Origin of the sequence: Halomonas sp. ALS9 (assembly GCF_001651035.1) — a bacterium.
Classification (GTDB): domain Bacteria; phylum Pseudomonadota; class Gammaproteobacteria; order Pseudomonadales; family Halomonadaceae; genus Vreelandella.
Map to the genome: position 1 here is coordinate 236,521 of NZ_LXRG01000233.1, position 17,004 is coordinate 253,524.

19 protein-coding genes and 1 other RNA gene are annotated in these 17,004 nt (G+C 54.4%); 14 read left to right on the forward strand and 6 right to left on the reverse strand.

Going from position 1 to position 17,004, the window contains the following annotated elements; translation table 11 throughout:
• Positions 1–16: 16 nt before the first annotated feature.
• On the reverse strand, positions 17–1,282 hold the full coding sequence (locus A6R74_RS21685) for a Do family serine endopeptidase (RefSeq protein WP_064236548.1): 1,266 nt from the start codon (positions 1,280–1,282) through the stop codon (positions 17–19).
• A 128-nt stretch (positions 1,283–1,410) separates the two neighbouring features.
• Here A6R74_RS21685 and A6R74_RS21690 point away from each other — a divergent pair, with 128 nt between their 5' ends.
• Complete coding sequence (locus A6R74_RS21690) at positions 1,411–2,172, forward strand: Nif3-like dinuclear metal center hexameric protein (RefSeq protein ID WP_064236549.1); 762 nt, start codon at positions 1,411–1,413, stop codon at positions 2,170–2,172.
• Positions 2,173–2,227: 55 nt separating this feature from the next.
• On the opposite strand, the gene A6R74_RS21695 is transcribed toward A6R74_RS21690, so the two are convergent.
• Positions 2,228–2,686, reverse strand: coding sequence for a YhcB family protein (locus A6R74_RS21695; RefSeq protein WP_064236550.1), 459 nt, complete (start codon positions 2,684–2,686; stop codon positions 2,228–2,230).
• Between the two features lie 208 nt (positions 2,687–2,894).
• Between A6R74_RS21695 and zapE the strand changes: the two genes are divergently transcribed.
• From zapE to A6R74_RS21735, 8 genes are all read left to right on the forward strand, one after another.
• On the forward strand, positions 2,895–4,079 hold the full coding sequence (gene zapE, locus A6R74_RS21700; protein WP_064236551.1) for a cell division protein ZapE: 1,185 nt from the start codon (positions 2,895–2,897) through the stop codon (positions 4,077–4,079).
• Positions 4,080–4,262: 183 nt separating this feature from the next.
• Positions 4,263–4,691: a 50S ribosomal protein L13 gene (gene rplM, locus A6R74_RS21705; protein WP_007114705.1), complete on the forward strand. Its 429-nt coding sequence runs from the start codon at positions 4,263–4,265 to the stop codon at positions 4,689–4,691.
• A 13-nt stretch (positions 4,692–4,704) separates the two neighbouring features.
• On the forward strand, positions 4,705–5,094 hold the full coding sequence (rpsI, locus tag A6R74_RS21710; RefSeq protein WP_022523918.1) for a 30S ribosomal protein S9: 390 nt from the start codon (positions 4,705–4,707) through the stop codon (positions 5,092–5,094).
• 207 nt (positions 5,095–5,301) lie between these two features.
• The gene (petA, locus tag A6R74_RS21715; protein WP_064236552.1) at positions 5,302–5,901 is read left to right on the forward strand and encodes a ubiquinol-cytochrome c reductase iron-sulfur subunit; all 600 of its coding nucleotides are present in this window, start codon (positions 5,302–5,304) and stop codon (positions 5,899–5,901) included.
• A complete protein-coding gene (locus A6R74_RS21720) occupies positions 5,901–7,160 on the forward strand; it encodes a cytochrome b (protein WP_064236553.1) in 1,260 nt (419 codons plus the stop codon). The genes petA and A6R74_RS21720 overlap by 1 nt, the downstream gene beginning before the upstream one ends.
• A complete protein-coding gene (locus A6R74_RS21725; protein ID WP_064236554.1) occupies positions 7,160–7,927 on the forward strand; it encodes a cytochrome c1 in 768 nt (255 codons plus the stop codon). Before A6R74_RS21720 ends, A6R74_RS21725 begins: the two co-directional genes overlap by 1 nt.
• A 149-nt stretch (positions 7,928–8,076) precedes the next feature.
• Positions 8,077–8,703 carry a stringent starvation protein SspA gene (gene sspA, locus A6R74_RS21730; protein ID WP_007114711.1) on the forward strand — a complete coding sequence of 209 codons (627 nt, stop codon included), beginning with the start codon at positions 8,077–8,079 and terminating at the stop codon, positions 8,701–8,703.
• 66 nt (positions 8,704–8,769) lie between these two features.
• Entirely contained in the window at positions 8,770–9,276 is a 507-nt protein-coding gene (locus tag A6R74_RS21735; RefSeq protein WP_064236555.1) for a ClpXP protease specificity-enhancing factor, read from the forward strand.
• 83 nt (positions 9,277–9,359) lie between these two features.
• On the opposite strand, the gene A6R74_RS21740 is transcribed toward A6R74_RS21735, so the two are convergent.
• From A6R74_RS21740 to A6R74_RS21755, 4 genes are all read right to left on the reverse strand, one after another.
• A complete protein-coding gene (locus A6R74_RS21740; RefSeq protein ID WP_064236556.1) occupies positions 9,360–9,932 on the reverse strand; it encodes a BON domain-containing protein in 573 nt (190 codons plus the stop codon).
• A gap of 93 nt (positions 9,933–10,025) precedes the next feature.
• Complete coding sequence (locus A6R74_RS21745) at positions 10,026–10,616, reverse strand: phosphoheptose isomerase (protein ID WP_008958676.1); 591 nt, start codon at positions 10,614–10,616, stop codon at positions 10,026–10,028.
• Positions 10,617–10,674: 58 nt separating this feature from the next.
• Positions 10,675–11,046, reverse strand: a complete 372-nt coding sequence (locus A6R74_RS21750) for a YraN family protein (RefSeq protein WP_064236557.1) — start codon at positions 11,044–11,046, stop codon at positions 10,675–10,677.
• Entirely contained in the window at positions 11,036–12,544 is a 1,509-nt protein-coding gene (locus tag A6R74_RS21755) for a penicillin-binding protein activator (RefSeq protein ID WP_064236558.1), read from the reverse strand. The genes A6R74_RS21750 and A6R74_RS21755 overlap by 11 nt, the downstream gene beginning before the upstream one ends.
• Before the next feature lie 114 nt (positions 12,545–12,658).
• On the opposite strand from A6R74_RS21755, the gene rsmI reads away from it, so the two are divergent.
• The 5 genes from rsmI to A6R74_RS21780 all read left to right on the forward strand — a co-directional run bounded on the left by rsmI (position 12,659) and on the right by A6R74_RS21780 (position 16,991).
• Positions 12,659–13,516: a 16S rRNA (cytidine(1402)-2'-O)-methyltransferase gene (gene rsmI, locus A6R74_RS21760; protein ID WP_064236559.1), complete on the forward strand. Its 858-nt coding sequence runs from the start codon at positions 12,659–12,661 to the stop codon at positions 13,514–13,516.
• Between the two features lie 32 nt (positions 13,517–13,548).
• Positions 13,549–13,919, forward strand: an RNA gene (rnpB, locus tag A6R74_RS21765) — RNase P RNA component class A.
• 68 nt (positions 13,920–13,987) lie between these two features.
• On the forward strand, positions 13,988–14,944 hold the full coding sequence (rsmH, locus tag A6R74_RS21770) for a 16S rRNA (cytosine(1402)-N(4))-methyltransferase RsmH (RefSeq protein ID WP_064236560.1): 957 nt from the start codon (positions 13,988–13,990) through the stop codon (positions 14,942–14,944).
• An 8-nt stretch (positions 14,945–14,952) separates the two neighbouring features.
• Positions 14,953–15,288: a cell division protein FtsL gene (gene ftsL, locus A6R74_RS21775; protein ID WP_064236621.1), complete on the forward strand. Its 336-nt coding sequence runs from the start codon at positions 14,953–14,955 to the stop codon at positions 15,286–15,288.
• The gene (locus A6R74_RS21780) at positions 15,285–16,991 is read left to right on the forward strand and encodes a peptidoglycan D,D-transpeptidase FtsI family protein (protein ID WP_064236561.1); all 1,707 of its coding nucleotides are present in this window, start codon (positions 15,285–15,287) and stop codon (positions 16,989–16,991) included. The genes ftsL and A6R74_RS21780 overlap by 4 nt, the downstream gene beginning before the upstream one ends.
• Positions 16,992–17,004: the final 13 nt, after the last annotated feature.

Here is a 17,004-nt window from a genome sequence, read left to right on the forward strand (position 1 = left end):
CCTATGTGTGAGGTCTTTATGAGTCGCTTTGGCCGGGTGTCTCTTCATTAATCGGGGTGGTGGGGAGCGGGCGCTCTCCCACTTCCAGCGTCATTTCCATACGCTCTCCGCTACGTACGATGGTAAGCGGTAATGAGGTGCCGGGCGGAATAGAGGCAATTTCGCTCATTGTGGAGCGAGCATCCAAAATAGGCTGACCATCGACGGCGAGGAGTACATCGCCGGGTTCCAATCCTGCTTTAGCGGCGGGCCCGCCGCTGACGACGCCGGCGACAATCACCCCTTGAGGTGTTTGCAGTCCAAAGGAGGCAGCCAGTTCCCTTGATAGCGCCTGCGCTTCAATGCCCAGCCAGCCACGAATCACTCGTCCTTGAGTGACCAGTTCATCCAGGATGCTGTGAGCAAGGTTGGCGGGAATGGCAAAGCCGATACCTTGGGAGCCACCGGAGCGTGAGAAAATAGCCGTGTTGATCCCCACCATGGCGCCTTCAGGGTTAACCAGCGCACCGCCTGAATTGCCTGGATTGATAGCCGCATCTGTTTGAATAAAGTCTTCGTAGGCGTTTAGCCCTAAATGATTTCGCCCTGTGGCGCTAATGATGCCCATGGTGACCGTCTGGCCGACCCCGAATGGGTTGCCAATGGCGAGCGCTACGTCACCTACCGCTACGTCGGCTGAGTCTGTCAGTTCAATAACTGGCAAGTCATCCAGATTGATTCTCAGTACGGCTAAATCGCTTTCAGGGTCTGTGCCTATCACCTCCGCAAGGGTTTCGCGTCCGTCACGCAGGGCGACCTGGATTTCATCGGCGCCATTGATGACGTGGTGATTGGTCAGTACGTAGCCATCCTCGCTGACGATGACGCCAGAACCTAGACTAGAGAGCATGCGCTGGTGGGTAGTCGCATCATCGCCCTGATTATCAAAAAATTGCTGAAAAAATGGATCGGACATCAGCGGGTGCTGATCGCGCTCCACAATACGCGAAGAGTAAATGTTAACTACCGCGGGGGCTGCTTGCTCCACCGCTCTTGCATAACTCACGGGGCCCTCGTTTCTAGATAGCGGCGCTGCCTGATGAATTTCCGGCGCAGGCCGGTTGGGGCTGGGCTCCACCACTGCGGGGGGTGTAGATGTGACTGGGGCTGGGGCTTGAGGGGCTTGTGGCGTTGAGTCACGAAACGGGTTCGGCAACTGCTCGGGGAGCGCAAATAGGATCACTACAGCGAGCAGCACGCCAGTAATAGCAGGCCATAGGTAAGGCAGCACGTAGCGTCGCATGCGATCAATTCCTTAACGGGTCAGTCTCACTGTTCGCGATAAAAAGCAGCGAGTTTTACAATCGTTTTATGGTAACACTTTCTTAGCAAGTACCTCACGGGTGCAGTTAAATCAATAAAGGACTTAATATGATTCTTCGTGACCAATTAGTGGCAGCCTGTGACCATCAGTTACGTACGGCAGAATTTAAAGATTTTACCATTAACGGTTTGCAGGTAGCCGGCAGCGAGCAGGTTAAGCGCATCATGACGGGGGTGACGGCTTGTCAGGCGCTATTGGATGAAGCGGTCGTTTGGCAGGCGGATATGGTGCTGGTGCATCATGGCTACTTTTGGAAAAACGAGCCCGTGGCGATTACCGGCATGAAGCAAAAGCGGATTAAAACGCTGCTTGACCATGATATCAGCCTACTTGCGTATCACCTGCCCTTGGACGCTCATGCTGAGATGGGCAATAACGCGGAGCTGGGCCGACGCCTTGGGTGGAAAGTAGAGGGGTGTATTGATGGCGAGTTGGGGGAAGGGCTGTTGTGGTCAGGGCGTTTACCACAGGCACAGTCGATTAGCGGACTGGCAGCGCAAATAGCACAAACCTTGCAGCGTCAGCCTTTGGTTATTGAAGCCCCTCAGGTGGGTGATATCGAGCGCATCGCCTGGTGCACCGGTGGTGCACAGGACATGATAACTGCCGCCTTTGAAGCTGGCGCGCAGGTATTCGTATCGGGAGAGATATCCGAGCGAACCACTCATCTGGCTAGGGAGTTGGGCATCCACTATATCGCTGCCGGGCACCATGCCACTGAGCGTTATGGAGTTCAGGCGCTGGGCGAGTGGTTAAGCGATGAATACGACGTTGAACACCGCTTTGTGGATATTGATAATCCGGCTTAGCATTTTGGGTCGCCCCGAACCGCTGACAACGGATGCCGGGGCTGATCAATCATTGTTAGTAGCGCGGTGGCTGGGGTGTCGCTGCCTCATTGCCTTTCAAGCCAAAGTCTTCAGACAGCGTCCCGCTCTTACCATCCGCATAGTCGCGGGGCGTAGCAGGTGGCGGGGTGTCCACTGTTGTCTGTTGCTCTTGGGCTGAATCGATGTTCGAAAGATCGAGGCTGGGTTGAATGACCGCATCGCGAATATTCCACTCCGCTGCGTCCTCTTTGAGCTGAAGCTCAAGCTGATTGGCTTCATCACGAATATTGCTTAGACGTTGATAAATGCCCGTTAAATGGCTGCCCACGCTGCTCTTCATCTCAGCAATCTGGTGCTCGCGTTCGAGTAGCTTTTGGCGCATGGAAGAGGCTTCGCGCTGGCTTTTGCTTAACAGCCGGTAAGCGACCGCTCCAACGATCAGGCCGACAATAAACCCGATAATGGCAAACGTTAATGGTGAGCTCGCGTCCACAGTGTTCTCCCTGGCGCCTTGAATATAACAGTTAGGCTGCATTAGCTAGCAGCTTAAGAATCGAACAGGCTGCTATTATAGGCGTCAGTCAGCGGGTTGGGTCAATCCACTCATGCGCTTGGATGCCTCTACAGGTATAATCACAGCCTTCTTAAGGCTGCCAGTGGTTGTGCTGGCTGCTGCCTTATATGCTGTGGGAGGCGAGTGCATGTCATCAACATCTGCGGGTGGGGCAGCGATAAAAACGCGCCCTGCATCGCCTATAGAGCGCTATCGTGCGGACTTAGAGCGCGATGATTTTCAATATGATGCCGCTCAGGAGTTGGCGGTAAAGCATCTTCAGCGGCTTTACGATGAGCTCGTCGCCGCGCCAACAACCGCCCCGAAAGCTCTGGTCGCCAATAAAGGCCTAAAAGCTAAGATGGCTGGCTTTATGGGCAAGAAAACCTCATCGCGCGATGGGCCTGCCTTGCCTCACGTTAAGGGACTCTACTTTTGGGGTGGGGTAGGGCGTGGCAAAACTTACCTAGTCGATACCTTTTATGAAGCCTTGCCCTTTCCCGACAAAATGCGTACCCATTTTCATCGCTTTATGCAGCGGGTTCATAACGAACTAACCCACTATAAGGGTGAAAAGAATCCACTCACGCTAATCGCCGGTAAATTTGCCACTGAGGCGCGGGTTATTTGCTTTGATGAGTTTTTTGTCAAAGATATTACTGATGCAATGATTCTCGCCAATTTGCTGGAAGCGCTGTTCGAGCGTGGAGTGGTGCTGGTAGCAACCTCAAACATTGTGCCTGATGATTTATACAAAGATGGTCTGCAGCGGGCGCGCTTTTTGCCGGCTATCGAGCTTGTGAACCGCCACTGTGAAGTGGTTAATGTCGACTCTGGGGTTGACTATCGACTGCGCGCCTTGGAGCGAGCCGCTATTTTTTACTCACCGCTGGATGCGGCCGCTGAGCGTGAGCTTTCGCGCAGTTTTCGGGAGATCGCCGGGCATGAAGGGGAGTCAGAGGCATCGTTAGAGGTAAATCACCGCGTACTGAGAACTCGTCGATTGCACGATGACGTTGCTTGGTTTGAATTTCTTGAGCTCTGCGATGGGCCGCGTAGTCAAAACGATTATATTGAGCTGGCTCGAGAGTTCCATACGGTCTTGGTTTCCAATGTGAGGCGTATGGACGCCAAGCAGGATGACCAAGCGCGGCGTTTTATTAATATGGTCGATGAGTTTTATGACCGCGGCGTGAAGCTGCTAATGTCTGCGGAAGCGCCCATTGAAGAGCTTTATAGCGATGGCAAGCTGACGTTCGAGTTCCAACGTACTCTTTCTCGTCTGCAGGAGATGCAGTCGAAGGAGTACTTGGCGCTGGCGCATAAACCCTAGGGCCAAGCGCGCGTCGGCCAAGTGAAAAAGTCACGAAACGGCTTAACTTGTCAGTAGCCTTGCTGTAGAATGCTGCCTCGCTGCATGTTGCTGGCGTAAACCAGCAACCAAAAAGAATAGGGATGGTGCTTCGTCGTGTACCGGCGTAAGTCACCCAATACATTTAATCTGGTGATTTCATCCATGAAGACGTTCAGTGCTAAGCCGCAGTCCGTCCAGCGCGACTGGTATGTAGTCGACGCTACGGACAAAACGCTCGGTCGTCTGGCAACCGAGATTGCTCGCCGCCTACGTGGCAAGCATAAGCCCGAATTTACGCCTCACGTTGATACTGGCGACTATATCGTCGTGATCAATGCAGAGAAAGTCCATGTAACCGGTAATAAGGCGAAGGCTAAAACCTACTACCGCCACACTGGTTATCCGGGCGGTCTGCGCTCTATGACATTCGACAAAATGCTTGATCATGCGCCCGAGCGTATCATTGAGTCTGCCGTTAAAGGCATGTTGCCGAAAGGTCCTTTGGGCCGTGCCATGTACACTAAGTTGAAAGTGTACGCTGGCGCCGAGCATCCGCATGCTGCCCAACAGCCGCTTGAACTGAACCTCTGAGGAAATCTTCGCCATGACACAGCAGTATTACGGTACCGGGCGCCGCAAGACTTCCACCGCTCGCGTGTTTATGAAGCCGGGCTCTGGCAAAATCACGGTCAATAACCAAGACCTAGACCTCTACTTTGGTCGCGTTACTGGTCGTATGGTTGTTCGCCAGCCGCTTGAGTTGACTGAAACCCTCAACCAGTTCGACATCTTCGTGACAGTCGCTGGCGGTGGTGGTTCCTCTCAAGCAGGCGCTATTCGTCACGGTATTACCCGTGCCCTGATGAACTACAACGAAGATCTGCGTCCTTCGCTACGTGCCGCTGGTTACGTAACGCGTGATGCACGTCAAGTTGAGCGTAAGAAAGTCGGCCTGCGCAAAGCACGTCGTCGTCCGCAGTTCTCTAAGCGTTAAACTATACGCTATGCGGCAAAACGCCCAGGTCATCGACCTGGGCGTTTTTTATTGGAATATCAAAAAATTATATTGCTTGTACCACTATGGTCACGAGCGGTTGTTCTTGTGCACAGCGCTTTGTTTTTTTACCATAGAGCGTAATTAATATTCGTCGTCGCAGACACCTTTGCGGCGGAACGGGTAAGCTGATGGGAGAAACCTGAAATGGCAGATAACGGCGTAAACAAAGGCCGACGCCGTTTCCTCGTAGGCGCCACCTCCGTAGTGGGTGCGGTAGGTGCTGTCGGGGTTGCGGTTCCCTTTGTGGCTTCTTGGCAGCCTAGTGCCAGGGCAAGAGCGGCGGGTGCTCCCGTTCAAGCAGATATATCTAAGCTTGAACCTGGGGAGCGGATGACCGTCGAATGGCGTGGGCGTCCGATTTGGATCATCAATCGCACACCTGAAATGATCGAGCGCACTGAGTCGCTCGGTGAGGGAGTGCTGGCTGACCCAGAATCAACAGTGCCGCAGCAACCTGCTTATATCGAAGGCCACATGCGTTCTATCAGGCCTGAGATTGGGGTGTTGATTGGTATCTGTACGCATTTGGGCTGTTCGCCGCTCTTTCGTCCGGAGCCCGACGCTGAGGGTGTTGGCGTTGATAACTGGCCGGGTGGTTTCTTCTGTCCTTGCCATGGTTCTCGCTTTGACTTGGCTGGTCGCGTGTTCAGCAACGTCCCCGCGCCTACCAATCTTGAAGTGCCACCCTACCGCTTTGAAAATGATGACATCATTATCATCGGCGAAGATGAGGAGACTGCCTAATGGGTAATCCGAATAAAGCCAAGGCGGAAAAGGGCATCATGCGTTGGGTGGATGACCGCTTCCCTGCTACTCAGATGTGGCAAGAGCACCTCTCTAAATATTACGCGCCGAAAAACTTCAACTTTTGGTACTTCTTTGGCTCGTTAGCGCTACTGGCGCTGGTTAACCAAATCCTGACCGGGGTGTGGTTGACGATGAGCTTTAACCCCTCTGCCGAAGGCGCGTTCGATTCCGTCGAATATATAATGCGTGATGTGGAGTGGGGGTGGCTCATCCGCTATATGCACACCACCGGTGCCTCTGCCTTCTTCCTTGTCGTCTATCTGCATATGTTTCGTGGCCTTTTATATGGTTCTTACAAAGCACCCCGCGAGCTAGTGTGGGTCTTTGGTATGACTATTTATCTGGTGCTTATGGCGGAAGCCTTTATGGGTTACCTGCTGCCGTGGGGGCAAATGTCCTACTGGGGTGCGCAGGTTATTATCTCGCTTTTTTCGGCTATCCCCGCTATCGGCCCCGATCTGGCGCAGTGGGTGCGTGGTGACTTCCTGATTTCAGGCATTACCCTAAACCGATTCTTTGCGCTACATGTGGTCGCATTGCCGATCGTTATTCTGGCGCTCGTTGTTCTGCACATCATTGCCCTGCATGAGGTGGGTTCCAATAACCCAGACGGCATTGATATTAAGCAGAAGAAAGATGAAGCCGGTATACCGTTGGACGGAATCCCTTTCCACCCCTACTACACGGTGAAAGACCTTGTAGGCGTGGCAGTCTTCCTGTTTGTTTTCTGTGTAGTGGTGTTCTACTTCCCAGAAGGCGGCGGCTACTTTATTGAAAAGCCCAACTTTGATCCGGCGAACCCGCTGCAGACGCCCGACCACATTGCGCCCGTTTGGTATATGACGCCGTTTTATGCCATCTTGCGCGCAATAACCTTCTCGGTGTTTGGCTTAGACGCTAAGTTCCTGGGGGTTATCTTTATGGGCGCGGCGATTGCCATACTGTTTGTTCTGCCCTGGTTGGATCGCAGTCCGGTGCGCTCTATGCGTTACAAAGGCTGGATGTCGAAAGTGATGCTGCTGCTGTTTGCCATCAGCTTTGTCATTCTGGGTGTGTTGGGTGTGCTGCCATCGACAGAGGGTAGGACGCTTCTAGCTCAGGCGTGCACCGTGATTTATTTCGCCTTCTTTGTCTTGATGCCGTTCTACACCAAGCTGGAGAAGACTAAACCCGTTCCGGAAAGGGTGACTGGCTAATGAAAAAGTATCTATTTGGACTCCTTTTCGCTTTAGTGCCAGTAACCGCGATGGCTGCAGGAGGCGCAAGCGTGCCTCACTCGATGGATCCTGATCTGCACGATCAAGCCTCGCTGCAAAATGGCATGAAGCTCTATGTTAACTACTGCATGGGCTGCCACTCGCTTAAGTACCAGCGCTTTGCCCGTGCGGCTGAGGATTTGGGCATGCCTCAGGATCTGGTTGAAGAGAATCTGATCTTCTCACCTGATTTGGCTTATAACGATCAGATGCATAACGCCATGAACAGTGGTGATGCAGAGAGTTGGTTCGGTGCGCCACCGCCCGACCTGTCGCTTAAAACGCGTGTGCGTGGAACCGATTGGATCTACTCTTACCTGCTTGGTTTCTACAAGGATCCTAGCCGTCCCACAGGCGTTAACAACACAGTGTTTGACTTGGTAGCGATGCCAAACGTGTTGGAGCCTCTGCAGGGCGTGCAAGAGCTGGTGTGTGCTGAAACAGACCATCCGGTTGCGGGCCAAGAGCCGGATGCGTTGTCTGGTAAGTATCAGTCTTGTGATGTGCTGCAAGTGACTGAGCCGGGTGAGCTCGAACCTGCTGAGTTTGAGGAAGCGATGTATGATCTTACTAACTTCCTGGCTTATGTAGGCGAGCCCTCCAAGCTCCAGGCCCAGGCGCTGGCGCCTAAAGTACTGATCTTTATTTTTATTTTTGGTGTGATTGCTTACCTGCTCAAGCGTGAGTACTGGCGAGACATCCACTAATTAGCGGTAGCTGATGATCAGTAGGGCGCACGGCGTAAGCCGTGCGCCTTTTGCTTGTCGGCGTGGCAATAAAGCAAAGCAAGCTAGCTTCCCCTAAGGTAGCGCTGGCGTGTTATTATCCAAGATTGTTTTGATGTGAGGATGCTTTCATGGGTGTTGTGGCCAAGCGGTCGTCGATGATCTTTTACTCAGGTAGTGATGATCATTTCAGTCATCGTGTGCGCATTGTGTTGGCCGAGAAGGGGGTTGCCGTCGATATTGTCGACGTGCTCGATGAAAAACCACCCGAAGAGCTGGCAGACCTCAACCCGTACAACAGCGTGCCGACGCTGTTAGATCGTGACTTGGTGTTATATGAATCTAAGGTCATGATGGAGTACTTGGATGAGCGTTTCCCGCATCCTCCGCTGTTGCCTGTTTATCCAGTAGCGCGCGCGCAAAGCCGCCTATGGATGCACCGCATTGAGCGCGAGTGGTGCCCGATGGTTGATTTAATCCGCAGCGGTGGAAAGAAAGAGGCGGATAAGGCGCGTAAAGAGCTACGTGAGAGCCTGATTGGTATATCGCCGATTTTTGAGGATATGCCTTACTTCATGAGCGAAGAGTTTACGCTGGTGGATTGCTGTTTGGCGCCTGTCTTATGGCGTTTGCCGGAACTCAACATCGAGTTGCCTGAAAAACAGGTCAAGCCGCTGCTGTCCTACATGTCGCGAGTATTCGAGCGTGAAGCGTTTAAGGCATCTTTAAGTGAGCGTGAAAAAGAGATGCGCGCTTGAATTCATTCGGCTCCTTTGTGCGTGATGAGGGCAGGGAGCCTTTCTTGTAAGGAGGAGGGAGTCTAGATGAAATCGAGTCGCCCCTATCTCGCCCGAGCACTCTATGAGTGGTTGTTGGACAATGAGTTGACGCCTTACCTAGTCGTTGACGCTACCTTGCCAGGTGTTGAGGTGCCGCGCCAGTTTGTTCAGAACGGACAGATCGTTTTGAACGTAGCGCCGACTGCTGTGCGTGATCTCTTTATGGAGAACCAGGCGATTGGCTTTAATGCTCGCTTTGGCGGACAACCTATGCAGGTGATGATACCGACCGAGGCCTTAATCGCTATCTATGCCCGAGAAAATGGCGCAGGAATGGTCTTTGGTCATGAGCCTGAACTGGGTGAGGATACCGAGTCTTTTGGCGATATTGAGGATGAGGCGAAGCCCTCTACCAAGCCTGAGTTGTCGGTGACTGAGCCTGTTGCAGAAAGCCCTGGCAGTGATTCTAGTGCTTCAAGCGAGGACGCTGATAAAGAGTCTCAAGCAAAGAGCAAAGCGAAGAAAAAGCCCACCCTGCGGGTAGTTAAATAACACCCAGGGAGAGCCGAGCCGCACAAAAAAGCCTCGCTTAATAAGCGAGGCTTTTTTGTGGCTTTTAGAAGGCGCTGAGACGTTTAGTCGAGGTAATCAAATACCTTCACGATCCGCTGAACGCCGCCAACGGAGGAGGCTGCGTTGACGATGCGGTCAGCTTCTTCACGGGTAACGCGGCCCATCAGATAAACGCTGGCATTTTCAGTGGTAACCTTTATTTTGGAAGAGTCTATGCGGTCATTGGTGGCCAAATGGCTAACGACATTGGTGGTTAGCCAGGTGTCGGCCAAGCGCTGGCTGGCGGGTAAGTTGGCGGCGACGGTCAGCTCGTTATGAACTCGATTGACCCCGCGTAATTGGCTAGTGACGTCTTCCGCCATATCGCGAAGCTCTTCGCTGGGCACCTGACCAACCAGTAGCACAACCCCGTTATAGCTATGGGCTCGAATGCGGGCATCATCTAGCCGTGCATCAGCGCGTTCCAGGGCACGGCCGACTTCTCGCTCAATGGTCGTATCGACGGCTTCAACATCGTCGCTACGCTGGGCATAGTTGGACTGATTGGAGGCTGAGTTATTGGCGCAGCCAGTGATGAACAGCGTTGCGCAAAGCACAGCGACCAGTAAGCCGCGGGGGGAGGGGTGTTGGGTCATCGGTATGACTCCTTAGTGCTGGCAATTAAAGCGTGGGTTTTAAAAACGATCAGTTCAAACAACATCCTGCACGGTAACGCGCTAATAAAGTTATTAGGCGCTGCCAAACAACTGTTCATCGATAAGATCGCATAGGCAGTGAATCACCAGTAGGTGAACCTCCTGAATGCGCGCCGTCGATGTCGCCGGGACGCGAATCTCGCAGTCGTCCTGGCCTAAAAGCGATGCCATATCGCCACCGTCGCGGCCGGTGAGGGCGACCACGGTCATATCACGATCATGTGCGGCTTGAATGGCTTGCACAATATTGCCTGAATTACCGCTGGTGGAGATAGCCAGTAACACATCCCCCGGCTGCCCTAGGGCGCGAATCTGCTTTGAGAACACCTCGTTATAGCTATAGTCGTTAGCAATCGAGGTAAGCGTAGAGGTGTCAGTAGTGAGTGCCAGAGCAGGTAGGCTAGGGCGTTCGCGCTCGAAGCGGTTGAGCAGTTCAGAGGAGAAATGTTGGCTGTCTCCGGCACTGCCACCATTACCGCAGCTAAGAATTTTCCCTTCACTAACAAGGCACTGCACCATCATTTGGCTGGCCACTTCAATAAACGGCGGAAGTACTTCGCTAGCGTAGGTCTTGGTGTCGATGCTGGCGTTGAAGTGGCCGAGTATCCGAGATTGAAAGTCCATCAGGGCTTCCTGGTTAAATTAGAGTGTTAAGACCGTTTTAAAAAAACTTCAAAAACAGTTAAAAGGCATCAAAGGCGGCTTTTACCCAGTCAAATTCGAGGTCGGGTGGCTTGCCCGTAATCGCCAGAATATCAAAACGGCAAGGTGATGAAAGCCCGCCGCGGGCGATATAAAGCCTTGCCGCTCGTACCAGGCGCTGCTGTTTTTGATAAGTGACGGTTTCCAGTGGGTGCCCGTAGCGCGTCGTCGTACGGTGTTTGACCTCAACAAAGACAAGAATATCGCCATCTCGCATTACCAAGTCAAGCTCACCCCCTTTCACGTAATGATTCTGCGTGACCAGGGCGAGCCCCTGCTGGCCCAGCCATTGAGCGGCAATGTGCTCAATGGCTGCGCCTCGGGCGCGAGCAGTGCGGGCGTTAGTCGTCATTGTTGCCCAGGTTTGGGATTAAAATGGGCGAAGGGACGCCGTTTTGGAATTTGGCCCAGGGCAGCTCGCGGTAAATGCGTCCATCGTCACTTAGGTAAAGCGAGCCGGTGCTGCCATTCAGGCCGTTAAGCTCGCCCAGATTGGAAAATCGTATGGCCAGTTCGTAAGCATCTACGCCCATTGCCATTAGACGGAACATCGAGGCATCGGACTCGTCGCGTAGGCTCCGATAGGTCGATGCAAAGGGGAGCGCTTCTTCGCCACCGACGGCCGCATCAGGGATCTGCCAGGGAATATCCACGAACATGACATCGTTTAGGTCTTGATCAAGCCGTGTCTGTAGGCGCCCTTCGTGCAAATGCGAAGTGGCATAAATGGGCAGATTGGGGGCGTAGTAGTAATCCATAGTGGGTGGCACTTGGCGTGCATACTCAGGCAGGGCGAGTAGAAAGAGCGCGTCAATATTACTGAGGCGAGCGCGATCACCGCTGACATTAAGAGCAGTTTGCACGGCGTTGGAGACTGAGCTCTCAGGGTTATAGCGTACGGCATTAGTGATTTCGCCACCCTGGCTATGCCACTCATTCCAGAAGGCTTCGCCTACGCGGCGGCCCCAGCCATTATCCGGTACCATCATCGACACTTGGCGGTGACCATCCTGCCATGCGCGGCGAGCGACCTGACGCGCTTCGTCTTCAGCTGAAAGGCCGTACTGGAACAGGCGCTGGGCTTGGTTGCTATCGCCGCTGCCATAGTTGAGTGCCAGTGTCGGTAGTGGCACGCTGTCGCGCTGCTCTAGCTGAGTGACTTGATCTTTATCTAGCGGGCCAATAATCAGCTGTGCATTCATCTGCTGGGCGCGGTCATAAAGCTCATCCATCGAGTAGCGCGAGGTGTCCAGGAAGCTCAGCTCGACGTTGCCCCCTTTGACGTCATGGTGTTGACGCATGGCAGTGGCGATGGTGTTGGCGACACTGCTGAGTGGGCCTGATTCCGGCAAGGCAACGACGATACGGCTTATCGCCTGTCCTTCAAGCTCAGGCAGGGTAACGCTAACGGCACCGCTGGGTTGATCGAGCGCCTCGCGAGCCCAGCGCTGACGCTCTTCAAGCCTCTCCTGCTGACTGGACTGCATCGGGAGTTCGTCGTCAAGCACTTGGGTGGCACGAAGCACAGCGCGCGGCTCATTCAAGGCGCGGGCGAGTTCGGAAAACAGCAGTGCCCAGCGTACCCGATCCGGCTCTGATAGCAGGCTTTCATCAATCCCGTCGGCGGTATCAAAGGCTCTCTCGCGCTCACCTTGGCGGGCCAGAATATTAGCTGCTTCCAGGCGCGTTTTGGCGGCTTGTTCTGGCGCTTGCTGTTCGGCTTGGCTGAGTAGCTGGCCGGGGTCTTCATCGGGCGCACGATCTACCACGCTAGGTGATTGCATCGCACAGCCAGCAACCAGAAATGCCATGAGGGCCGCGGTGAGTAAGCCACGTAATGACTGTTTCATGTATCCTTCCTTAGGTTTCCATTTGCGCTGTCGCTGCTTGTCAGCGATTGACCAAGCCACTGCACAAGCATAGCGCACCAGCAGGGCAAGCCATCAACGAATTGAGAGTCAACAATGACAGACGATAATCCGGGCACATTGTACGTGGTTGCTACGCCAATTGGGAATTTGGATGACTTAACCGCGCGTGCCGCTCGGGTGTTAGGACAAGTTTCGCGCATTGCAGCTGAAGATACCCGTCATAGTGGGCGCCTGTTGGCGCACTTGGGGCTGAATAAACCCATGCTCTCTTTGCACGAGCACAACGAAGCGCGCCGAGTGGATACCTTGGATAGTTATCTTGCTGCAGGTGAAGATATTGCGCTGATCAGCGATGCCGGAACACCGCTAATTAGTGATCCTGGCTTTGTATTGGTGCGTGAGTTACGGGCGCGCAATCGCCATATCGTGCCCATCCCGGGGCCTTGTGCGCTGATTACTGCGCTTTCAGGCGCGGGTTTGCCGACAGACCGCTTTGTGTTTGCGGGTTTTCTACCCGCCAAGCCAGGTGCGCGCCGCCAGGCGTTAGAGGGTTGGAAAACCCGCGAAGAGACGTTGGTATTTTATGAATCGCCTCACCGTATCGTGCATACCCTTGAGGCGCTTCAGGAACAAATGGCGGATCGCGATGTGGTATTGGCGCGTGAACTGACCAAAACTTTCGAAACGTTTCTGCACGGCACGCCTGCGTCGCTATTGGCGCAATTGACGGCTGATCCCAATCAGGCCCGCGGCGAATTTGTGGTGATTGTCGCTGGTGCCCCGCCGGTCGAGCAGAGTGAGCATCAGGCTATATCGGCGGAAGCGCTGTTAGAAACACTGTTGGCCGAGGGGGTTGGCGTTAAGCAGGGCGCTGCGATTGCCGCGCGAATGCTCGGTGGCCGTAAGCAAGTCTGGTACGCTCGTTTGCAAGCAATTAAAGGTGAGCATTGAGGCAAGTCGAGGGCGCTGGTATGCTTGCCGCCGGAGTTGGCCAGACAGTCGCCGCTAATACCCCTTAAAAGGTGTTGGGGGAGGAAAGTCCGGGCTCCATAGGGCAGAGTGCCAGGTAACGCCTGGGCGGCGTGAGCCGACGGAAAGTGCAGCAGAGAGTAGACCGCCTAAGCCCCTGAAATAAACCGCTGGGGCCGGTAAGGGTGAAAGGGTGCGGTAAGAGCGCACCGCGCGCCTGGTAACAGTGCGTGGCATGGTAAACCCCACTCGGAGCAAGACCAAATAGGGATCCAATGGCGTGGCCCGCGCTGGATCCGGGTAGGTTGCTTGAGCGCTGTGGTAACGCAGCGCCTAGAGGAATGGCTGTCCACGACAGAACCCGGCTTATCGGCCGACTCCCCCCATTTCCACATTAGGGCGTGCACGCACGCTCTTTATTACGTTGCTTCTAACATCTTGTGTGAGAAAAAAATGCCTTCTCCTGACGCTGAACAGGTTGCTTCCCGCTTTCGCCATACCAGCGTATTACTGGAGGGTGCTGTCGATGCCCTGGTTCATGATGCGCAGGGCGTCTATTTAGACGGTACGTTTGGGAGAGGCGGGCACTCACGGGTTATCCTTGATCGTCTGGACGCCCAGGGCCAGCTATTGGCTATGGATCGTGACCCCCAGGCGATTGCCGCTGCCGCTGAAATAGTCGATCCACGCTTCCTGATTACCCAGCGCGAATTTGCCCAGCTAGCCGAGTTTGCTCGTGAACAAGGCGTGTTCGGCAAGCTTTCTGGGGTGCTGCTGGATGTCGGCGTTTCTTCTCCTCAGCTTGATGATCCCGAGCGCGGTTTCAGCTTTATGCGCGATGGCCCGTTGGATATGCGTATGGATCCTACCCAGGGGCAAAGCGTGGCTGATTTTCTGGCCCGTGCCAGTGAAGCAGATATTGCCTACGTGTTTAAAACCTATGGCGAAGAGCGCTACGCCAAGCGATTGGCCCGTGCCGTAGTGACGCGTCGGGTCGAGAAGCCGTTTACCCATACGGTGGATTTGGCTGAAGTGTTAAAAATTGCCCACCCCGCTTGGGAGAAGGGTCGTCACCCGGCGACCAAGGCGTTTCAGGGCCTGCGTATTTTCGTCAACGGCGAGTTGGAACAGTTAGACAGTGCTTTAGAGGCTGCGCTTGAGGCGTTGGCACCGGGTGGACACTTAGTGGTTATCAGCTTTCACTCGCTAGAAGATCGCCGTGTGAAACGCTTTATTCGTCACCATGTGCGCGGCGATACTGATCTGCCGCGTGGGGTGCCTATTCGCGACGATCAACTGAATCGGCGGCTTGAAGCACTGGGCAAAGGCGTGCGGCCCAGCGATGAGGAGGTAGATGCCAACCCTCGTGCTCGCAGTGCCGTCATGCGGGCTGCACGCAAACGGATGTAAATGTGATCATGAGCATGGATCGGATTGAGCAGTGGGCAACCACGCTACGCGCCGAATGGCCTTTCAGGCTGCGTCTACGCACCTGGCCGGTAGTTATTATACTGTTGTTTCTACTCTGTATGGCTTCTGGGCTAGGCGTAGTCGTCACTACCCATATGACGCGGGTTCAATTTGCTCAGTTGCAACAGCTGGAGCAAGAAGAGAATCAGCTGCAAACGGAGTGGGGACAGCTGCTGCTTGAGGAGGGCGCATGGTCAACGCCTGCCCGCATTGAACAAATCGCTACTGACCGACTGGGTATGCGAATTCCCGATGTCCATGATGTTGAGGTGATTCGGCCATGAGGAGCGAACGTCGAGGCGGTACCTCGCGTCAGGCTCCGATTGCGCCCCCTCTCGGCGGCGGGCGGTTCGTGTTTATTTTGCTTGCGATTGCTCTGGCATCAGCTATTTTGATTGGCCGCATTACACTGCTTCAGGTCATCGATCGCCCCTTTCTGCAAAGCCAGGGCGATGCGCGGACTCTCCGCCATGAAACCATCCCTGCCCACCGCGGCATGATTACCGATCGTAATGGCGAGCCATTGGCGATTTCCACTCCAGTGGTAACCATTTGGGCCAATCCACAAGAACTTCCCGAAGATGCTATTCAGCGCGTTATGTTGGCCCAAGCGCTGGGTATGACATTGAGCGATTTTGAATCTCGGGTGGCGCGCTTTAGTGAGCATGAATTTATGTATTTGCGTCGCCAGATGACGCCTGCGGCGGCCCAGCAGATTCTTAATCTGCGCACGCCCGGCGTTTATCCGCAGCGTGAATATAAGCGCTACTATCCCGCCGGTGAGGTCGCCGCCCAGTTGCTGGGGGTGACCAACGTTGATGATGTCGGTCAGGAGGGTTTAGAGCTCTCTTACCAGCCTTACTTAGCGGGTCACCCAGGCCAGCGGCGGGTTATTAAAGATCGCCGCGGACGCCTAGTGCGCGAGCTGGGCGTCATTAATGAAGCCCAGCCGGGGGGGGAGCTTACCTTGGCTATTGATCAGCGTATTCAATATATGGCCTACCGTGAGCTGCGTGCCGCGGTGGCTGAGAATGATGCTGATGGTGGTGTGCTGGTGATGATGGATGCGCGCACGGGAGAAGTGTTGGCCATGGCTAATTTGCCCTCCTATAACCCCAATAATCGGGCGGGCATTGACCCGCGCGGATTACGTAATCAAGCGCTGGTGGATGTATTTGAGCCAGGTTCAGTTATGAAACCGCTGGCCATGGCCGCCGTATTAGAAAGTGGCGTTGTGGATCGGAACGCTGTCGTGGACACTTCTCCGGGTTGGATGCGGCTGGATCAGTTCACCATTCGCGATTTCCGTAATTATGGTGAACTTGATCTGCCCGGCATTTTGGAGAAATCGTCGAATGTCGGTATGTCCCGCCTGGCACTGCAATTAAGCGATACGGCAATTTGGGAAAAGTATCATCAGCTAGGGCTGGGGCAAGCGCTCGGAACCGGTTTTCCAGGCGAGTCTACGGGCAGTCTACCTGCGCCAGTTCGCTGGTCGCGGAGCGAGCGGGCGACTCTCTCCTATGGTTATGGGCTGTCGGTTTCAGCGGTGCAACTGGCCAGTGCATACACGGCGTTAGCCAATGATGGCGTGCGCTTGCCACCTTCACTGCTGCGCCTTTCTGAACCGCCCCAAGGCATTCCTGCTATATCGCCGTCGGTTGCTAATGACCTGCTAAATATTCTCGAAACCTCGGTAGCCGCTTATACCGGTGGACGGCGAGCCCGTGTAGAGGGCTATCGTGTGGGAGGTAAAACGGGCACGGTGCGTAAAATAGGCCAGCAAGGCTATACCACCGATGCTTACCGCAGCGTTTTTGCCGGGATTGCGCCCATCTCGGATCCGCGCATTGTCACTGTAGTAATGATTGATCACCCCAAAGCAGGCGAGTTCTACGGCGGCGCCGTCGCGGCGCCGGTTTTTTCCAGTGTGACAGGGAATGCTTTACGCTTGTTGGATGTTCCGCCGGATCATGAGGCGGAGTAGCTTTTTAAGGAGA

Excerpts from the sequence above, each read along its gene's own strand:
- A6R74_RS21780 (WP_064236561.1), top strand. The coding sequence starts at position 15,285 with ATGAGGAGCGAACGTCGAGGCGGTACCTCGCGTCAGGCTCCGATTGCG.
- A6R74_RS21685 (WP_064236548.1), bottom strand. The coding sequence starts at position 1,282 with ATGCGACGCTACGTGCTGCCTTACCTATGGCCTGCTATTACTGGCGTG.
- rsmH (WP_064236560.1), top strand. The coding sequence starts at position 13,988 with ATGCCTTCTCCTGACGCTGAACAGGTTGCTTCCCGCTTTCGCCATACC.
- rplM (WP_007114705.1), top strand. The coding sequence starts at position 4,263 with ATGAAGACGTTCAGTGCTAAGCCGCAGTCCGTCCAGCGCGACTGGTAT.
- A6R74_RS21740 (WP_064236556.1), bottom strand. The coding sequence starts at position 9,932 with ATGACCCAACACCCCTCCCCCCGCGGCTTACTGGTCGCTGTGCTTTGC.
- petA (WP_064236552.1), top strand. The coding sequence starts at position 5,302 with ATGGCAGATAACGGCGTAAACAAAGGCCGACGCCGTTTCCTCGTAGGC.
- A6R74_RS21725 (WP_064236554.1), top strand. The coding sequence starts at position 7,160 with ATGAAAAAGTATCTATTTGGACTCCTTTTCGCTTTAGTGCCAGTAACC.
- rsmI (WP_064236559.1), top strand. The coding sequence starts at position 12,659 with ATGACAGACGATAATCCGGGCACATTGTACGTGGTTGCTACGCCAATT.
- A6R74_RS21745 (WP_008958676.1), bottom strand. The coding sequence starts at position 10,616 with ATGGACTTTCAATCTCGGATACTCGGCCACTTCAACGCCAGCATCGAC.
- rpsI (WP_022523918.1), top strand. The coding sequence starts at position 4,705 with ATGACACAGCAGTATTACGGTACCGGGCGCCGCAAGACTTCCACCGCT.
- A6R74_RS21755 (WP_064236558.1), bottom strand. The coding sequence starts at position 12,544 with ATGAAACAGTCATTACGTGGCTTACTCACCGCGGCCCTCATGGCATTT.
- A6R74_RS21735 (WP_064236555.1), top strand. The coding sequence starts at position 8,770 with ATGAAATCGAGTCGCCCCTATCTCGCCCGAGCACTCTATGAGTGGTTG.
- A6R74_RS21750 (WP_064236557.1), bottom strand. The coding sequence starts at position 11,046 with ATGACGACTAACGCCCGCACTGCTCGCGCCCGAGGCGCAGCCATTGAG.
- ftsL (WP_064236621.1), top strand. The coding sequence starts at position 14,953 with ATGAGCATGGATCGGATTGAGCAGTGGGCAACCACGCTACGCGCCGAA.
- zapE (WP_064236551.1), top strand. The coding sequence starts at position 2,895 with ATGTCATCAACATCTGCGGGTGGGGCAGCGATAAAAACGCGCCCTGCA.
- sspA (WP_007114711.1), top strand. The coding sequence starts at position 8,077 with ATGGGTGTTGTGGCCAAGCGGTCGTCGATGATCTTTTACTCAGGTAGT.
- A6R74_RS21720 (WP_064236553.1), top strand. The coding sequence starts at position 5,901 with ATGGGTAATCCGAATAAAGCCAAGGCGGAAAAGGGCATCATGCGTTGG.
- A6R74_RS21690 (WP_064236549.1), top strand. The coding sequence starts at position 1,411 with ATGATTCTTCGTGACCAATTAGTGGCAGCCTGTGACCATCAGTTACGT.